The sequence below is a fragment of the Dyadobacter sp. CY347 genome (genome assembly GCF_021502655.1).
Classification (GTDB): domain Bacteria; phylum Bacteroidota; class Bacteroidia; order Cytophagales; family Spirosomataceae; genus Dyadobacter.
Genome location: NZ_JAKFFT010000004.1, coordinates 461,370 through 479,320, shown reverse-complemented (window position 1 = coordinate 479,320; position 17,951 = coordinate 461,370). Strand labels below are relative to the sequence as shown.

At 43.8% G+C, this 17,951-nt stretch carries 18 protein-coding genes; 15 read left to right on the top strand and 3 right to left on the bottom strand.

Annotated features, from left to right (window positions below; translation table 11 throughout):
• Positions 1 to 56 precede the first annotated feature (56 nt).
• From L0659_RS10140 to L0659_RS10095, 10 genes are all read left to right on the top strand, one after another.
• Positions 57 to 350, top strand: coding sequence for a type II toxin-antitoxin system HigB family toxin (locus L0659_RS10140; RefSeq protein ID WP_235125833.1), 294 nt, complete (start codon positions 57 to 59; stop codon positions 348 to 350).
• 11 nt (positions 351 to 361) lie between these two features.
• Positions 362 to 553, top strand: coding sequence for a hypothetical protein (locus L0659_RS10135; RefSeq protein WP_235125831.1), 192 nt, complete (start codon positions 362 to 364; stop codon positions 551 to 553).
• A 21-nt stretch (positions 554 to 574) separates the two neighbouring features.
• Positions 575 to 1,495, top strand: a complete 921-nt coding sequence (locus tag L0659_RS10130) for a transketolase family protein (RefSeq protein WP_235125830.1) — start codon at positions 575 to 577, stop codon at positions 1,493 to 1,495.
• Positions 1,492 to 3,186 carry a hypothetical protein gene (locus L0659_RS10125; protein WP_235125829.1) on the top strand — a complete coding sequence of 565 codons (1,695 nt, stop codon included), beginning with the start codon at positions 1,492 to 1,494 and terminating at the stop codon, positions 3,184 to 3,186. Before L0659_RS10130 ends, L0659_RS10125 begins: the two co-directional genes overlap by 4 nt.
• A 2-nt stretch (positions 3,187 to 3,188) precedes the next feature.
• Positions 3,189 to 4,307, top strand: a complete 1,119-nt coding sequence (locus L0659_RS10120) for an acyltransferase (protein ID WP_235125828.1) — start codon at positions 3,189 to 3,191, stop codon at positions 4,305 to 4,307.
• A 76-nt stretch (positions 4,308 to 4,383) separates the two neighbouring features.
• A complete protein-coding gene (locus L0659_RS10115) occupies positions 4,384 to 5,127 on the top strand; it encodes a glycosyltransferase family 2 protein (RefSeq protein ID WP_235125827.1) in 744 nt (247 codons plus the stop codon).
• Positions 5,128 to 5,138: 11 nt separating this feature from the next.
• On the top strand, positions 5,139 to 7,823 hold the full coding sequence (locus L0659_RS10110) for a DUF3352 domain-containing protein (protein WP_235125826.1): 2,685 nt from the start codon (positions 5,139 to 5,141) through the stop codon (positions 7,821 to 7,823).
• 5 nt (positions 7,824 to 7,828) lie between these two features.
• Positions 7,829 to 8,857 carry a hypothetical protein gene (locus L0659_RS10105; RefSeq protein ID WP_235125825.1) on the top strand — a complete coding sequence of 343 codons (1,029 nt, stop codon included), beginning with the start codon at positions 7,829 to 7,831 and terminating at the stop codon, positions 8,855 to 8,857.
• A gap of 80 nt (positions 8,858 to 8,937) precedes the next feature.
• Complete coding sequence (locus L0659_RS10100; RefSeq protein ID WP_235125824.1) at positions 8,938 to 10,095, top strand: lipase family protein; 1,158 nt, start codon at positions 8,938 to 8,940, stop codon at positions 10,093 to 10,095.
• Positions 10,096 to 10,118: 23 nt separating this feature from the next.
• Complete coding sequence (locus L0659_RS10095) at positions 10,119 to 11,849, top strand: M14 family metallopeptidase (protein WP_235125823.1); 1,731 nt, start codon at positions 10,119 to 10,121, stop codon at positions 11,847 to 11,849.
• Between the two features lie 6 nt (positions 11,850 to 11,855).
• Here the strand turns inward: L0659_RS10095 and L0659_RS10090 are convergent, their stop codons facing one another.
• Positions 11,856 to 12,674 carry a hypothetical protein gene (locus L0659_RS10090; protein ID WP_235125822.1) on the bottom strand — a complete coding sequence of 273 codons (819 nt, stop codon included), beginning with the start codon at positions 12,672 to 12,674 and terminating at the stop codon, positions 11,856 to 11,858.
• Positions 12,675 to 12,850: 176 nt separating this feature from the next.
• Here L0659_RS10090 and L0659_RS10085 point away from each other — a divergent pair, with 176 nt between their 5' ends.
• A complete protein-coding gene (locus L0659_RS10085; RefSeq protein ID WP_235125820.1) occupies positions 12,851 to 13,993 on the top strand; it encodes a DEAD/DEAH box helicase in 1,143 nt (380 codons plus the stop codon).
• A gap of 2 nt (positions 13,994 to 13,995) precedes the next feature.
• Entirely contained in the window at positions 13,996 to 14,301 is a 306-nt protein-coding gene (locus L0659_RS10080) for a rhodanese-like domain-containing protein (protein WP_235125818.1), read from the top strand.
• A gap of 114 nt (positions 14,302 to 14,415) precedes the next feature.
• Here L0659_RS10080 and dapF read toward each other — a convergent pair whose 3' ends face one another.
• Together dapF and rplS are read right to left on the bottom strand one after the other, a co-directional pair.
• Complete coding sequence (gene dapF / locus L0659_RS10075) at positions 14,416 to 15,195, bottom strand: diaminopimelate epimerase (protein WP_235125816.1); 780 nt, start codon at positions 15,193 to 15,195, stop codon at positions 14,416 to 14,418.
• Between the two features lie 110 nt (positions 15,196 to 15,305).
• Complete coding sequence (gene rplS / locus L0659_RS10070) at positions 15,306 to 15,668, bottom strand: 50S ribosomal protein L19 (protein WP_233796335.1); 363 nt, start codon at positions 15,666 to 15,668, stop codon at positions 15,306 to 15,308.
• 131 nt (positions 15,669 to 15,799) lie between these two features.
• On the opposite strand from rplS, the gene L0659_RS10065 reads away from it, so the two are divergent.
• From L0659_RS10065 to L0659_RS10055, 3 genes are all read left to right on the top strand, one after another.
• Positions 15,800 to 17,296 (top strand): NAD(P)H-hydrate dehydratase, encoded by a 1,497-nt coding sequence (locus tag L0659_RS10065; RefSeq protein ID WP_235125815.1) that lies wholly within the window; start codon positions 15,800 to 15,802, stop codon positions 17,294 to 17,296.
• A gap of 71 nt (positions 17,297 to 17,367) precedes the next feature.
• Entirely contained in the window at positions 17,368 to 17,595 is a 228-nt protein-coding gene (locus tag L0659_RS10060; RefSeq protein WP_235125813.1) for a DUF433 domain-containing protein, read from the top strand.
• On the top strand, positions 17,595 to 17,951 hold the full coding sequence (locus tag L0659_RS10055) for a DUF5615 family PIN-like protein (protein ID WP_235125811.1): 357 nt from the start codon (positions 17,595 to 17,597) through the stop codon (positions 17,949 to 17,951). Before L0659_RS10060 ends, L0659_RS10055 begins: the two co-directional genes overlap by 1 nt.

The window sequence follows — 17,951 nt, the reverse complement described above, 5'->3', positions numbered from 1 at the left end:
ACAACTTTTGAAATCTCAAATGAAATTGGATAAATTCAAATTAAGGTTGAAGCTTAATGGTTATTATCAAACAAAGGACATTACACAACTATTGCGTTAAATACCCGGGGGCCAAAACAGCAATTGCTGAATGGGCAGATAAGACAGAATTGGCGGACTGGGCAAACTTCATGGATGTCAAATCCGTTTTTAACAGTGTCGACTATGTGGGCGATAACAGGTTTGTCTTTAACATTAAAGGAAATCAATATCGCATGGTGGCCATGATATTTTTCAGTGTTCGGACGGTCTATATCCGCTGGTTCGGATCGCATAGCGAATATGATAAGATCAATGTTTCAAAAATTTAAAGAACATTGCTATGAAACTTTCGACTGAACAAGAATATAATGAGGCTTTCAGAATTATCGATAATCTGATAGCTGAGAATTTTGAGGAAGACGTCAACAAACAACAGGAGTTTTTGGAGGTTGCCAAAGCGATTCAGGAATACGAACGGAAAATGTATCCGCTTCCGAAACTGGAAACTGCTGTCAGAATAAAAAGTGCTTAAAAGCATCATCATACAAACTGAATGAGAAAAGAATTTTCAAACGCTATGGAGCAGTTGGCAGTGGAGGATGACTCCATTGTTTTCATTACTGGCGATCTTGGCTATAATGCATTGGAGAATTTGCAGGCCAAATTGGGTAAAAGATTTATAAATGCTGGTGTGGCTGAGCAGAATATGGTCGGTGTGGCAGCAGGATTTGCACATAAAGGTTATAAAGTTTTTTGTTACAGCATTGCCCCGTTTATCGTTTATCGTTGCCTCGAACAGTTTCGTAATGACGTTTGTTTCAACAACTTACCGGTTTTCCTGGTTGGAAATGGCGGCGGCTATGGATACGGGATCATGGGAAGCAGCCACCATACCATCGAAGATCTGGCCTGCCTGAGCGGTCAGCAGAATGCTAATGTCTGGGTTCCTGCTTTTGCCGATGAAGTTGAGCCTATGATCCAGCAAATTGTCTCTGACGCGCGTCCCGCTTACCTGCGTCTTGGCGCCGGGAAAACAACTCCGGATAACAGCTATATTTCTGGTTCATTCAAAGTAATCCATGCGCCTGAAACAGCTGAAATCACGGTTTTTGCATTAGGACCGATTGCTAACAATGTCATGACAGCCCTTTCACTTTCCGAAGATCTTGCAACAAAGGTGAATGTAATTACGGCCATGCATTTTCCTTTGCACATTACGGATGAAGTGGAAACACTCATTAGGAAAGCCCCTGCACTTCTTGTAGCGGAAGAACACATTAGTATCGGCGGATTGGCGCAGCAGCTCTCTGTTCAGCTTTTAGAGAAAGGCGTTTTCCCCCGCGCTTTCAAAAGCCTTAGAGCAGAAGGTTATCCAAATGCCCGTTACGGAAGTCAGACTTATCATCAGAAATTATCCGGCCTGGATCCCGATTCTATCGTTTCCCATATTGGTCAATTAATGATTCCGGCATGACGAAAAAGGCTTTAACTATCATTCTGAGCCTGATCTTGCTGCTACCGGTCCTGATTTATTTTATGGTCTGGAATTATTATGCCATTAACATTCCGAAATACGACGATCACGCTTTAAAGGAATTTATCCTTTACTATTCGCAAGCATCGACCTGGAAAGAAAAGATCTGGTTGCTGTTTAAACAGCATAACGAGCACCGGATTTCTTTAACACGACTCATTTCCTGGTGGGATTACTCATTATTCGGATCGTTGAATTACCGTCACTTAATGACCGCCGGAAATCTGCTGCTCCTGGCTGTCATCCCGCTTTGGTACGAACTCTTAAAAAAGAACAAAAAGCCTTTATCAGCATTATTACCCGTTCCTTTTCTCTGGCTTACGCTCGCATTCTGGGAAAATATGTATTGGGGAATGGCCGCGATCCAGAATTTCGGTGTCGTTACATTGACCGTCGGGACGTTGTATTTGTGTATCAATTTTAAAACATTACCCTTTGCTATTTCGCTCTTGCTGACGGCGGTAACGATCCTGACAAGCGGGAATGGTTTGCTGGTCCTTCCACTGGGCGCATTACTGTTATTTTTAACAGGCAACAGAAAACGCTTTGCGTTGTGGCTAGTTGTCAGTGCGGTGGAGATTTTCTGTTATTTCAATTGGTATACCAAACCAGAATCAAATCCAGAATCCAAAGCGTCCATTTTCCAGTTCATTAAGGGTTACATGGCGTTTTTAGGATCGTTTGCAGAATCCTTCCCGGTTGCGGACCACATTAAGGTTTGCTTTTTCATGGGGATCATTTTGTTTCTGGTCGCTATTTCAATTGTTTCCACCACGCTGTTTCGCATTGTCAGGAATAAATACAGCCAGAAGTTTGAACGCATTACGGATCTTTTTTGTCTCGGAACCATTCTTTTTATCCTCGCAACTGCATTGATCGTTGTTTACAGCCGGGCAGGATTTGGATTTGACACGCTGGTTACCAGCCGCTATAAAATTTACTCTGTGCTGTTGCTGCTTGTCGCATATCTGTATGTGGTCATTCCCATTCGGGGAAGTTTTCTTTCTCCTTATGTGACGTCGATTGTCTTCCTGGGCATTGTATTCAACATTTTCAGCTATCATTATCACTTGGTTGACGCTTATAATCTGCGCAAAGAATTGACGACGTCCCAGTTTAACTGGACTTTTTCAAACAAGGAACTGAAATATCCCGAAGACACTTCGTTCGCTGCTAATATCGTCGAGAAGACCCCGGTTTTCTATGAAAAGCTGCTCCCGCTCATTTCCGTTGCCGACCGGCAAACTTACGCCGGAAACTCACGTGGCCTGACCGAGTTATACGATCGCACTACATTTAATGCGGGCAAGGAAAACCTGACCATTGAAAATAATACATTTACCAGCCAGCGATTGCAGGACAGCGGCATTTATATTTTGCTTAGTTCAAAAGATCGCTATTATCTGTTTCCAGCATTGAGAACACGGAATACGAGCCGGAAAGAGCTGTTTTTAAAACAATATTACTTTGCACCGGGATTCAGGGCAAATATTCCTTTCTCCGAAATGGACAAAGGACTTTATGATGTTGCATTAATCAGGCAGCAAGGAGATCAGACGGGCATTCTGTTTCAAAATCAGAAGGTTAAGGTGAACGAAACAAAGAAAAAAGAAGTAAAGGTAAACTGGTAATTATGCGCACGACATCACAGGGACACATAATTCAACTTGATGGAATCCGCTTCATTGCCATTGCGCTGGTTCTGATCGAACATCTTTTTGTAGAGATCAACACGGTTCCCGTTGGTGCGACGGGCGTGACGATCTTTTTTGTATTAAGCGGCTTTTTGATTTCCCGGATCCTCCTCAAAAGCAAAGAGAAAAACTATGAACTGGAAGGCGGATTTAAAAAATATCTTAGTAAGTTCCTGATACGCCGGACGATAAGGATATTCCCGGTTTATTACCTGACCATTTTTCTGCTTTACGTCTTTAACGTGCCTCCGGTGAGGGAAAAGCTCGGTTGGCTGGCGCTTTACGGGACCAATATTTACATGGCCTGGAATAAAACCTGGATGGGTTCCATGGATCACTTATGGTCGCTGGCTGTTGAGGAACAGGTTTATCTATTCTTCCCTTTCCTTATCTTTTTTATTCCAAAAGGTAAACTGGTGCCGGTTTTGGGCGTGATGGGCCTGCTAAGCCTTGCATTTCGTTTTTACTATTTCTACACCAATCCGGACTTTGCAATCGACGACTGGATCGTTACTTACGTGAGTACGCCGGCTTGCCTGGATTCATTTGCACTGGGTGGATTGCTTGCCTGGTTGCAGCTTTACAGGAATGATTTTTTTGAGAAGCTATTTAGTAAATCATGGCCCGTTTTGCTTGCATTTCTGGTGTGGGTCCTGCTTCAATTCTGGTCAAAAACATTCGATAATCGTTTCAACGTATCATTTGTTGTATTGGACAGAACGATATCTTCCATTTTCGGCTTTTTCCTGATCGGGCGGGGCGTAATGGGCTATACGGGAATCATGGCTGCTTTTCTGGAAAATCCGGTGAGCATTTATCTGGGAAAAATCAGTTACGGCTTGTATCTCTATCACAATTTTGTCTACAACCACTTCCATAGTGGCCCTATGCATCCCACCGTCCGGATTTTTCGAAAAATTTACCAATATGTGCCTGAGCTGAAAGGCTCGGTCGCATTTGAAGCGCTGGTTGTGATCACATTAACGATTGCTGTCGCCGCCGTTTCCTGGCACTTTTTTGAGAAGCCTATTAATGCTCTGAAAGACAGGTACGCTTAGTAATTTATCATCACCCATAGCCCGGTTACAGGCTTTATTTATTAATTTCGCGCAACCATACCAAATAAGTTTCTGCATGTCGTACCTTCTTAGTATAGTAATGCCCGCATACAATGAACAGGATTGTATCGAAAAGGTAGTATATAATTGGACTAATTTCTTAAAAAATAAATTTCCCAACGACAATACAACACTGATTGTAATCAATGACGGTTCGAAAGACAATACAAAAGTGCTTTTGGACAAATTACAGCAAGAGGTTACCAATCTGACAGTGATCAATCAGAAAAACGGTGGTCATGGCAATGCAGTCGTAAATGGCTATCGCAAGGCGCTGGAACTGAATTCGGAATATGTTTTTCAGACAGACAGCGATGATCAGTTTGTTTCTGATGACTTCGATAAACTTTGGAACAAACGCAGCCAGTCGCAGTTTATTCTGGGTTACAGACAAGTAAGGCACGATGCCGGCGTAAGGTTGTTCATCACGAAATTCCTTCGTGGCACGATCTCGACGGTTTATGGCACATTCATTATGGACAGCAACATTCCTTTCCGTTTGATAAAAGGAACATTTTTGCAAAAACTGATGAACCAATTGCCTGATCCTGAACCTTTCGCACCGAACATCTTCTTGTCGGTGATGGCCAAAAAATCGGGTCAGGAGTTATTTGATATCCCCATTACACATAAAGACCGTGAAACCGGAACGGTTTCGATTGTGAAGTGGAACCTCTGGAAGGTTTGTATACGCAGCTTTAAAGAACTGTTGCGGTTTCGCTTAGAACTCAATAACAAAGTGAGAGCGATCCGTGCTTAACCATTAGGCTTGTGTCGAAAAAATACATTTTTGGTATCCTGCTCGCTGCTGTCATTGCGGCAGCAGGATATTTTCTGTTCAAATATTCAAGAGGCTCGGCTGCTGCGTGGAAATTCATCCCGTCCAGCGCGCTCGTCGTCATTACCAGCGAACATCTCCAGGATTCACTTTACGTCGCTACGGACGCCAACCTGGATGTAAAAAGGTTGCCATTGCTGGACGTCGCCAGCGATAATTTATCGCTCCTTAATCTTTTCACAAAAGACCAGAAAAGACTAAGTAATTTCCTCAAAAACAAGGCTGTATCTTACTCCTATCATCCCCGCACCAGCACAGAATGGGGTGTGATCATGTACATACCCATCGCCAGTGAGGAAGAATCAAAGTGGCTGAGCACGCCGCAGAATCCCAACATTCGCGCGCTGCACCATAACTTTCAGGATCACCGCATTACAGACATTATTGATGCCAATTCGCGGCCGCTTTTTTCCTATCTTATTGAAGATCATTATTTAATTGTAAGCTATTACGGTGACCTGATTGAAGATGCCGTTCGGGCTTCATCGATCAACATTGAATCATTCAAGCTTAAATCACGCTTTTCCAATATTAACGATTCTGATTACGGGACGAGCATTTACTTGCGCAATGATGCCTGGAAATCAGTCATTTCCGGTGATAATATCAACGGCAACTTTTATGAGTTCGGCCGAAATTTCCCGACATTCCAGGATTTTCACATTGAAGAAGCGAAGACAAAAGGTGGCCTTTCATTGAAATCAACAGGAACGGATGCCCCGGATTATTATCTTACCAACATTATCAAAGACATTCCCGGTGCCCCATTCACTGGCCACAAACACATTTCCCAGCAAACGTCCTTTCTTTACAGATCAGCAGTTGTAGACCGTGCTGCATTTCAAAAGGAGTTTAAGAAATGGCATAAAAAATACAAGTCCGAATCCTGGAACAAGCTTGCCTATTACATTGGAAAAGAAAGCGATCAGCTGATTGACAATCTCGGCGCGGAGTTGATTTTGTGTCAATTAGAAGAAAATAACAGCATTAGCGACGGCAAAATTCTGCTGGCTGAGTTTTCCAATTATGAAAAATTAAGACCTGTGCTGCAAAAGCTGGCCCGCCTGGCGAATGAAGAAACCAATGTTTCCATCGACCAATATCAGGGTTACGACATTTATTCTGTGCCCATTCCCGAGCTGCCTTCGGGCCTTTACGGCCCTATGTTTACGGGCTTCCCGCGCAGCTACATTACGTACATTGCGCCTTATCTGGTAATTAGCAACAATTCTCAGGTTTTGCAGAATTACATTGTCGACTATGAGAATCAGATTACCTGGAAGCAATCCCCGGAATATGACAGCATTCTTACGGCAGCGAAATCAGAAGCACAACTTTCGTTGATCGTTAATCTCCGCAAAGCGCAAACCCGGGCCGGAGACGGAGGGATTAAGAAATATAATGATCTGGTTTCCAAGATGGAATCGCTTGTATTTCAATGTAAATATGAGGATGGTGATGCATTTCCTCAGATTACGCTGACTCCCAAAAAGCGCCAGACCGCCAATAAAGTGCTGAACCGCACATTCCTGAACATTGACATTGAATGGCCGGACATCTACGACACTCAACTGGCCGCATTGCAAAATCCGATCGATGGAAGCTCCGAGATATTATTAACGGATAAACAAAATAGTTTACTCAGAACCAACAACTTACGCGAGGGAAAAACAGAAACCATCGCCAAACTGAACGGCCCGATCATCACATCTGCTTATAAAGTTGACTTCCTGAACATTGGAAGGCAACAACGCATTTTTGCGACAAAAAGCACGGTTTATGCATTGGATGAAGACGACTCCACAACCGTAACAACATTTACAGGTTCATTGCCTTCCGGGCAGGACATTGCTGCGTTGTATGCCATTGATGGCGGTGACGACGGCAGTAACCGGTTTATTGTAAAAAACACGGCGGAAGAGCTTTTTCTTTGGGAAAGCGTCACAAAGCCGATCAGGCGGCTCAACCATTCGGTTCAATTTGAGAACATTCAAAGTCCGGTTGTTGCATTGAATCAGATCGGGAATCGCGGATTTATTGTTACGCAGAAAAATGGTAAAATTTTCCTGTTAAAAGAGAACGGAACAGTTCGTCAGGGCTTTCCTGTTGACATTCTTACCCGCGCAGAAAGTGCATTTACCTGGACGCAAAATCCTTCTACTGGCCAGCCTGAACTTGTGGGTGTGAGTGTTTCGGGCGAATTGGTCCGCATAAGTCTCGATGGCAAAATCACATCCCGGAAACAGTTGTTAAGACCCGAACCCGGATCGAAATTCAAGACATTATTTGACCGGAATTCACTCGACTGGATCCTGGTCAGGTCGCTGAATTCCAAGACGGCGATCATAACAAAGGATGGGAATGACCTTTTTGAAATCAAGGACATTCTTCCCAATTCCGTCATTCAATATCATTTCTTTGGCGTTGATAATCGTTTTATTACCATTAAATCAGGAAGTTACACGACGGTTTTTGACATGACCGGCAAGCGGTTGGGCGATAAGGCCATTCCTTCCGAAATGCCCGTGCAACTCACTTATCAACCCGGATATTACAAATTGCTTATATTCAGCCGTTCGGAGAAAAAAATCCAGGTCTGGTCTATTAAGCTTCGTTAGCAGTTATGAAGTTTTTAAAATACGCGGTTTTAGTTTTGGGATGCATTGTCTGGGCCAGCGGGCTCAGTCCTACCCTGTTAGCTTTGGTTGGGAAATACAAATTGATCACCGACGGTTATCAGTATGGTGACCTTTACCGCATGGCTAACCTTTCTGCATTCAAAGATCCAAGACAAGAATGCCCGGAATACACACCGCCTGCCCGGAAGAATGCTTCTAAAAAAGTCCATTTATACATTGTAGGTGACAGTTTCACCGAAGCGCAACGAGTTGGAAAGAGTGATTTTGCAATTGATCAGTATATATACGTGAAGTGGGCTGATGTGCTGCATATCAAACTCGACACGTCGGCGACCAACATTCTATTGCTCGAATCCGTAGAAAGGCATTTCAGACAGCATTTGGCAACGCCCGTCACGTCTGTTGTTCCTGATTCCGCTACATTCACCCAAGTCGTTTCATCATCCAAATTCATGCACAAACTGGATGCTGCATTTAACGGCAAACAGGCCCAGGATCGCTTTGAAGCACTTTTGTTTCAAAATGAAGCTTTTTTAAAAGTAAAAGAATGGAAAGCCGATTTTACTTATCATCTTTTTCATCGCGTCAATACAAGCGTCGCGCTGGTTGATAATGACCGGGCTGTGGTTTCGCATATGGACACAGACACGCCGAATGTTACATCTTCTTTCTCCGAAGTCCGTGATTCCGAACTGGATACACTCGTTACAAATCTGAAATTGACAAAAGATTCGGCCTTAGCAATGGGTTTTGACTTCGTTGCATTAGCCATTATTCCTAACAAGGTTTCTGTTTTACAGCCAGATTATGGCATTTATAATCAACTGATTGAGCGCGTTTACCAACACTCGAAGCTGCCGGTTCCCTACATTGACGTGCTTGCTGATTTCCGAAAAATGGGCGCTGCTTCTTACCTGAAAGGCGATTCCCATTGGACCTGCGAAGCGCAGAATCTTTGGCTTAACAAAGTCAATGCATTGATTAACACGCTTGTTGATCAGGAAAATATTTAAGCACCTGCCTGCTTATTAGCCGGGATTTTCTACATTTAAGTGAACAAATGTTGCGTTCACGCTTTTTAAGATTTGGTCGTATGTCAGAAAATCATCCGCGCAGCTTATACTGTCAAACAAAAGGACTTTATCGGTTCCTGTTTGCATTTCTAATCCTTCTCAGTACGATTTCTGTCAAAGCACAAAACAGCCAGCTCAAACCGGGTTTTGATAAAGAGGAATATCTTGAATTGCTCAGGATGCATGTTTTGTTATACGACTCTGCGAAAGTTGACTCTTCCAAACCAAAATCTGCAATTACGAAACCAACCCTTTTCACGAATGTCTACAACTCTGCAATTGTTGGCCTGGACAATAAATGGGGGTTGTGGATCAGCAAAAATCACCCTGTCGCCGTTCTGAATGTCCGTGGAACGACCTTGAATCCAGTGGGTTGGTTAGAAAACTTTTACGCCGCAATGGTGCCCGCAAAAGGTGAAATTAAGTTGACAAACGACTACACATTCCAATATCATTTGGCCAATAATCCAAATGCTGCCGTGCACATTGGCTGGCTGGTCGGGATGGCTTTTTTAGCGAAAGATATAATTCCGAAGATTGATTCCTGCTACAAGTCGGGCATTAAGGAGTTCTTGATTATGGGCCACAGCCAGGGAGGGGCCATTACTTTTCTGCTTAATTCCCATCTTTATCAATTACAAAAAGACAAGAAGCTGCCCGCAGACATCCGTTTCAAGACCTATGCAAGCGCCAGCCCGAAAGCCGGGAACACATATTATGCTTATGAATACGAGAGCATGGTTGATGGCGGATGGGGTTATAATGTGGTAAATGCCGCGGATTGGGTGCCAGAGCTCCCTTTTTCCGTGCAAACCCTGGATGACTTCAACAAAACGAACCCATTCAGGAACATTGACCCGGTTATAAAAAAACAGAAACTGTTAACCCGCGTGGCCTTGAAACATGCCTATAAGCAGATGAGGAACCCGAGTGTTAAAGCACAGAAAAATTACCAGAAATACCTGGGAAATTATGCTTCAAAGTCTATCAAGAAAGTGTTGCCGGAGTTTCAGGCACCGGTTTATTTTAAAAGTGCCAATTACGTCCGCATAGGACCAACGATTGCATTAATCCCGGATGCAGAATATTACAAATTGTTCCCTGACTCAGATACACAGGTTTTTGTACACCATTTGCCTGATCCGTATTTGCATTTAATGCAGAAATACAAACATTAATCCCAACAAGTTTCAACCCAGATATGCGTTTATTTTTTTACTCAATTTTCTTCTTTTTTACTTTATCAGTCCAAGCCCAGTATACAACCCGTTTTGAAAGCAGCGGCGGCAAACAAACGCCAACTTATGAGGAAGGGATTGCCTTTTACAAACTCCTGGCAAAAGACTTCCCGCAAATTCAGATCACCGAAAAAGGACTTACCGACAGCGGGCATCCGCTTCATCTGGTTTTGTATTCCAAAACCAAAATATTTGATATTAAGAAACTAAAATCGCAGCAAAAAGCCATCCTGCTGATCAATAACGCCATTCACCCCGGAGAATCTGACGGTGTGGATGCGTCCATGATGCTGCTCCGCGACATCGCCGTTAACCCCGGAAAATTCCCTGAGCTTGACAATGTGATCATAGCCGTTATCCCCTTTTATAACATTGGCGGTGCCTTGAACAGGAACAGCACAACACGCACAAACCAGGCCGGGCCGGAGGAATATGGTTTTCGAGGCAATGCGCGGAATTACGACCTGAACAGGGATTTTATCAAAAGCGACACCAGAAACGCAAGGAGCTTCGCAGCCATTTTTCATGAACTTGATCCCGATCTTTTTGCGGACACACACGTAAGCAATGGCGCTGATTATCAGTATGTGATGACATTGGATTATGCACAAAAAGATAAACTGGGCGGAAAACTGGGCTTCTTCAATGATAAGGTTTTTTTGCCTTATATGTACAAGCATTTAAAGGAAGCGGGATTTGAAGCAACGCCCTATGTCAATTCTTGGGGCCAGACGCCGGACAAAGGTTTCGTGCAGTTCCCAGACTGGCCTCGCTATTCAACAGGTTACGCAGCATTATTCCACACGATCGGTGTTATGACCGAAACGCACATGTTGAAGCCTTATGATAAGCGGGTTGCAGCAACTTACGCTTATTTATTAGGTAACATTAAATTCCTGGCCAGAAACCGCAGAGAGCTCCTTAAACTCCGGAAGGACACCAAGGAGGCTGTGAAAAATCAGGAGAAATTTGCCGTTTCATGGGAAGTTAACAAAGTTAAGAACACGCAAATCGAGTTTAAAGGCTTTGAACCTGAATACATTACAAGTAAAGTGAGCGGAGCGCAAAGGTTATCTTACAACCGCTCCAAGCCATTTACAAAAAAAATCCCGTTTTACGACACTTATGCACCTTTGGACGAGGTTATCAAGCCCGTGGCATACATTATTCCGCAGGGATGGCACAACATTATCGACCTGATGAAGCTGAATGGCGTCGACGTAAAGCAACTGGAAAATGACACCGAAATGGAGGTGGAAACGTATTATATTCAAGACCTGGAAACGCCCAAGCAGCCATTTGAAGGCCATTACTGGCATACGCGCGTGACCGCAAAAACGGTTAAGCAGCAAATTAAATTCAAGAAAGGTGATTGGTATATTCCTGTAAACCAATGGACTAACCGGTACATTGTCGAAACGTTGGAACCGAAAGGCGTTGATTCTTTTTTCAAATGGAATTTCTTTGATACGATCCTGCAAGCCAAGGAACATTATTCCGCATACGTTTTTGAAGATCTGGCCGCAGAGTTGCTTGCCAAGGATGTCAGTCTGAGGATCAAGCTGGCAGACAAGCGTAAAAACGATCCTGAATTTGCGAAAAGTGCCAGCGCGCAACTGGACTTCATCTATGAAAATTCGCCTTACAGCGAAAAGGAATATATGCGCTATCCGGTGTTCAGGCTGATGAAATAATTGCGCTTAAAAACGCACGCCCAGACTGAAATTGAATTCGCCTGTAATGTTAATGCCACCTTCGTTCGATCTGGTGTCATTATAGGTTTCCCGGTCTATATAACGGGAGCCTAATCCGCCGTTCAGGGTGATCTGAAAGTGGTCTGAAATCTGGAAATTCACGTAGTTGTTGACGATTATTCCAAACCGAAAGATCGTGCTTTCCGATCGGGTTGTTGGATACGTTCCGGTGTTGGGATCATAATAGCCGTCATTGCGCATCTGCTTGCCGAAGCCTGTAAAGACGCTCGGCCCAACGGCATAAGTAACCCTTCTTTGTCCGAAAGGATATATTTTCAACCCGGGCGAAAAATAGAATGCTGCTTGCTGGTCGCCATAACCATTGAACAAGTCAAAACGATCCGGGAAAATGATGGAAACAGGCAGTGCGATTCCGAAATAACCTTTTCTGTCTGCCAGGATCTCATAGCTCAATCCCAATCCGGGGCCGGCATCCAGCGCTTTGAATGGTGAAAAATTGACCATATGCCTTCCGAAAAGATTGGAATTGCTTGCCGGATTAACCGGGCGCTTGCCGGGAATATTTCTTTCATCGATGAAAATGGTTTGTCCGTTTGCAAACTCAATTCGGTTCAACTCATTTTTTCTGATAACAAAACTCGCACTTCCATCCTCCGAACTGATCTTATAAGAAACGCGGTCGATTCCAACCTCCGTCACCTTGCCCTCAATGGTCGAGCCGTTTTTCTTAACGAGAACATCCTGGCCGTTTGCAATCAGGAATACTGCTGATAATAATACAGTTAGCGCGAATGATCTGATCATAATGGAAATGAGTTGATGAATGTCAACCAAATTTAAACAATCCTGGATACTTTTACGGAGTATATGGACTGAACGTTTAAAAATATACTACTGTTATACCCTTGGCTTACAAGGGCCTTTATATTATTCAGGCTGTTTTTATATTAATATAAAGGACAGCCATTTAAAAAAATCAAATGACATTTCAAGATTTAAAGCTCATCGAGCCTATTGCTAAGGCTCTGCAAGAAGAAGGATACACCACCCCCACACCCATTCAAGCCAAAGCGATCCCCATTATCCTGGATCAACAAGATTTACTAGGCTGCGCGCAGACAGGCACAGGAAAAACGGCAGCATTTGCGATTCCAATGCTTCAATTGCTTCATAACAATCCTGTTGGAAAGTTTGAAAAAAGCCGCATACGCGCATTGATCCTGACGCCAACACGCGAACTTGCCATCCAGATCGGTGAAAGTTTTGCTGCTTATGGTCGTCATACGGGCGTTAAACATACAGTTATCTTTGGTGGAGTTGGTCAGAAACCACAAACGGATGCCCTGCAACGAGGCGTAGACGTGCTTATTGCAACACCAGGTAGATTGTTAGACCTTATTAATCAAGGTTTTATCAAACTTAACCAGCTCGAATTCTTCGTTTTGGATGAAGCGGACAGAATGTTGGATATGGGTTTTGTTCATGATGTTAAAAAAGTGATCAAGCTGCTTCCTGCAAAAAGACAGTCTCTGTTTTTCTCAGCCACAATGCCGCCAGCGATTGTAACATTGGCTAACACTATTTTGAGAAATCCGCTGAAAGTGGAAGTTACGCCTGTTTCATCCACTGCCGACACCATTCGCCAGTCTGTGTTTTTTGTAGATAAATCAGACAAAAATTCGCTTCTACTGCACATTTTGAGAGATGAATCCATTGCAACTGCATTGGTATTTACGCGCACAAAACATGGTGCAGATAAGGTTGTAAAGGTTTTGAGAAAAGCAGGTGTGAGCTCCGAAGCGATTCACGGAAATAAATCCCAGAATGCCCGTCAGAATGCGTTGAAAAACTTTAAAAGCCAGACTACCAGAGTTTTAGTAGCAACAGATATTGCTGCAAGAGGAATTGATGTGGATGATCTAACGCACGTGATCAACTATGAAATCCCTAACATTCCTGAAACTTATGTTCACCGCATTGGTCGGACAGGACGCGCAGGGGCGAAAGGAATCGCATTTTCATTCTGTGACCTGGACGAAAAAGTATATCTGAAAGACATTCACAAACTAATCGCAAAAAATATCCCGGTTGTAAACGACCATCCGTACGCAACGGGCCGGTAACAATGACAAGGAATACTTACACCGACATTAACCTTCAAGAGGCCAGGCAGTTACGGGATCAGCCCGATGCCGTATTAGTCGATGTGAGGGAAACCTGGGAATTTGAAGAATTTAATGAAGGAGGAATTAATATTCCTTTGGCCGAGATCCGCGAAAGAAGAGCGGATCTCGTTCCATATAAAAGCATTATCGTAATTTGCACCAATGGCGTAAGAAGCAAAGTGGCTGCCATGGACTACTGCCGCGTGCCGGAATGGCTCGACAAGCAAATTTTTCACGTACAAGGAGGGATTATAGAAGTGGAATAATGGTGTTGCTTGTCTTTGTAGAGCTGTCACTGCCCCTGTCACGTTGAGCGTAGTCGAAACGACGTGCAAGCCGTTTCGACTACGCTCAACGTGACAGGTCTTAATAGCACCTTCTTAATAAGCCTCTAAAGTCCCCTCAAAAACCCGAACCGCCGGGCCTATTAAATGAATGTTGTCAAATCCGGCCTGCGTTTCTTCGAAATCAACTTTCAAAGTCCCTCCAATTGTTTCAATGGTAATGGGCCCGTCAAATCCTTTGCGTAAATGTGCGGACAGTGCACATGCAGTTACACCCGTTCCGCAAGAGTAAGTTTCGTCCTCAACGCCACGCTCGTAGGTCCTGACGCTTAAATGGTTGTCCTCAATCACTTCGATAAAGTTTACATTAGTCCCGCCTTTTGGCCCGTACACAGAACCATAACGGATCTCACTTCCAATATTAACCACATCCGTTCCCGACACATTATCCACATAAGTCACATAGTGCGGTGAACCGGTGTTCATAAAATCAAACTCTTCGTAGCGCTCCACATTGCTTACCGGAGACATTTTCAAGCTGATCACATCGCCCGTAACCGTGGCTTCATGCAAACCATCAACGGCTATAAATGTCGTAGAATCAGTAAAAAGCCCGAGATCATGCGCAAAACGCACGACACAGCGTCCGCCATTGCCGCACATGCTGCCTTCACCCCCATCCGCATTAAAATACACCATCCTGAAATCGTAACCAGGCTCATTTTGCAAGAGGATCAGCCCGTCAGAACCAATGCCGAACCTGCGATGGCAAATGGACGCGATCAATTCTTTTGAAACAGGAAATGACAGGTCGCGGTTATCGATCATCACAAAATCGTTTCCTGTTCCCTGATATTTATAAAAAGCAATATTCATATTGAATGATATTTACCCGCCGGCTTAAGCCGACGGGTATTTTAAAAACAAAACCCTGCAAGAAATGATCGCTTGCAGGGTTTAAAATTTTTGTCCGAAGAAAATTTATATTACTTCGATACTTTAAGCTCTTTAATACGAGCGGCTTTACCCTGACGGCCACGTAAGAAGAACAGACGCGCACGACGCACCTTACCGCGACGAATCAATTCGATTTTAGCGATACTTGGTGAAAGAATTGGGAAAACACGTTCTACGGCAATGCCGTTTGAGATTTTACGTACTGTGAAAGTTTCACCGCTTCCGCTTAGGTTACGACGTTGCATAACCGTGCCCTGGAATTGCTGAACACGCTCTTTGTTACCTTCACGGATTTTCACGTGTACGTTGATCGTGTCGCCTGAAGTAAATTCAGGATACTCGGATTTACGATTTTCAATCGTAGCTTCTACGAGTTTAATAAGTTCGCTCATGACGAATGCTTTTTTGGATTTAAAATGATAGCTTGCTTCCAGCGGATGAGGTGACGCCCCTTCATTCAAAACAGCTCTTGCGAAAACGAGTGCAAAGCTAATATTTTTTCTTTGTTTGTAAAAGCATTTACATGAAAATACTAAATGTTCAACAGATACGTGAGCTGGATGCATACACGATTAAGAATGAGCCGGTTTCGTCTCTGGACCTGATGGAGCGGGCTTCCACTGCCTTCGTCAGATGGTTTTGTAACCAATTTGTCAACACCCGGCCTGTTGCTATTTTTTGCGGAAAAGGAAATAATGGTGGGGACGGACTGGCGATTGCCCGGATTCTGAGCACGAACAATTATGATGTCCAGGTTTTTATTGCTGAATATACAGACAATGCAACGGTAGATTTCACAGAGAACTTGACGCGATTAAGGGATCACTTACAACCTTGTAACATTGCTGAAAATAACAATTTCCCAATATTAGCCCCCCATGTAATTTGCATCGATGCATTGTTGGGATCAGGCTTATCCAGGCCTGCGGAGGGACTTTTGGCTGACACCATTCATTTCTTAAATGGACTCCCAAACAAGCTTGTTTCCGTTGACATTGCAAGCGGATTGTACGCTGACAAGACAAATCAAAAAGATAATCCGATTATAGAGCCCAATTTTACCGTGTCATTCCAGCTTCCGAAACTCGCGTTTATGATGCCTCAAAATGCGAAGTTTGTGGGTTCGTGGCATTTGGTAGATATTGGTTTAAGTGAGGATTTTATTAAAAAAGTTGAAACGCCCTACCATTATACCGACAAGCGCGCAGCAGAGAAATTGATTAAACCAAGAGACAAATTCTCCCACAAAGGCACTTTCGGGCATGCATTGCTTATGGCTGGAAGCTACGGCAAAATGGGCGCGGCATTCCTGTCAGGAAAGGCTTGTCTGAGGTCAGGCGTAGGCTTGCTAACCATGCACGTTCCGTCCTGCGGATACGACATTATCCAGATTTCCCTTCCGGAAGCGATGACCGTTACGGATCAGGATGCAAAGCATTTAAGCGAAGTAACAGATCTTACATCCTACTCAGCCATCGGCATCGGCCCGGGCCTTGGCAAAGATCTCGCGACTGTTAATGCATTAGAAAAACTATTAGATCGCATCAATACCAGCGACGTAAAAGCAAAACTGATCATTGATGCGGATGCACTTAACATTATATCCGAAAACAGGCATTTACTGGATAAATTGCCCGAAAACACCGTCCTAACCCCACATCCCAAAGAATTCCAGCGCCTGGCCGGGGATAGCAAGGACGAATTTGAACGCTTACAAATCGGCATTGATTTTGCCAAAAAACACAAAGTAATCATCTGCTTAAAAGGAGCTAACACAGCCGTCATTCTCCCAAACGGCGAAGTGCATTTCAACTCAACGGGCAACCCCGGCATGGCCACAGGCGGCACCGGCGACGTGCTAACCGGCATAGTAACAAGCCTCCTGGCCCAAAAATATGAACCCGCCCAGGCAGCAATCCTGGCAGTACACGAACACGGCCTCGCAGGCGACCGCGCCGCCGAACAACGAGGCCAAAGTGCGCTGATTGCTTCGGATTTGGTGGAGAGTTTGGGTTGGTAGAGCAGTTTGAGCCGCTCTGCACTGCCAAGTAAACAAAAAATGTTAAATTTGACTACTAATGATAATGTGATATGCAATACCTCGAGAGAATAACAATTGACCCTGCGATCTGCCATGGTAAACCTTGCGTGAGAGGGATGCGTTGGCCTGTTGAAGTAGTAATAGATATGCTTGGTTCCGGAATGTCAATAACCGACATACTGGCGGATCATTTAGAACTGGAAAGAGAAGATATTTTTGCTTGCCTTAACTACGCGAAACTTTTAGTTTCTGGCCGACTAATTAACGAAGCAGCTTGATGCATTTTCTTTGCGACGTCCATATTTCAATTAAGGTTGTCAAATATTTAGCAACGCAGGGACATTCAGCAATTCATGCCAATCATTTACCATCTAAATCGTTTTCGACAGACGCTGAGATTTGTTTGCATGCCGATCGTTACGAGATGATCGTGATAACAAAGGATGAAGATTTCAGAAATTCATTTTTACTTCGGCAAACGCCAAAAAAGCTTGTCCGTATTACACTGGGAAACATCTCCAATCAGACCTTAATTGAGTTACTGGAACGTAATCTTCCGTTAATATCGCAACTTGACAGTGAGAAGGGATTTTACCTCGAACTCGGTGGTTCGGCAGTAGTTTATACTTTGTAG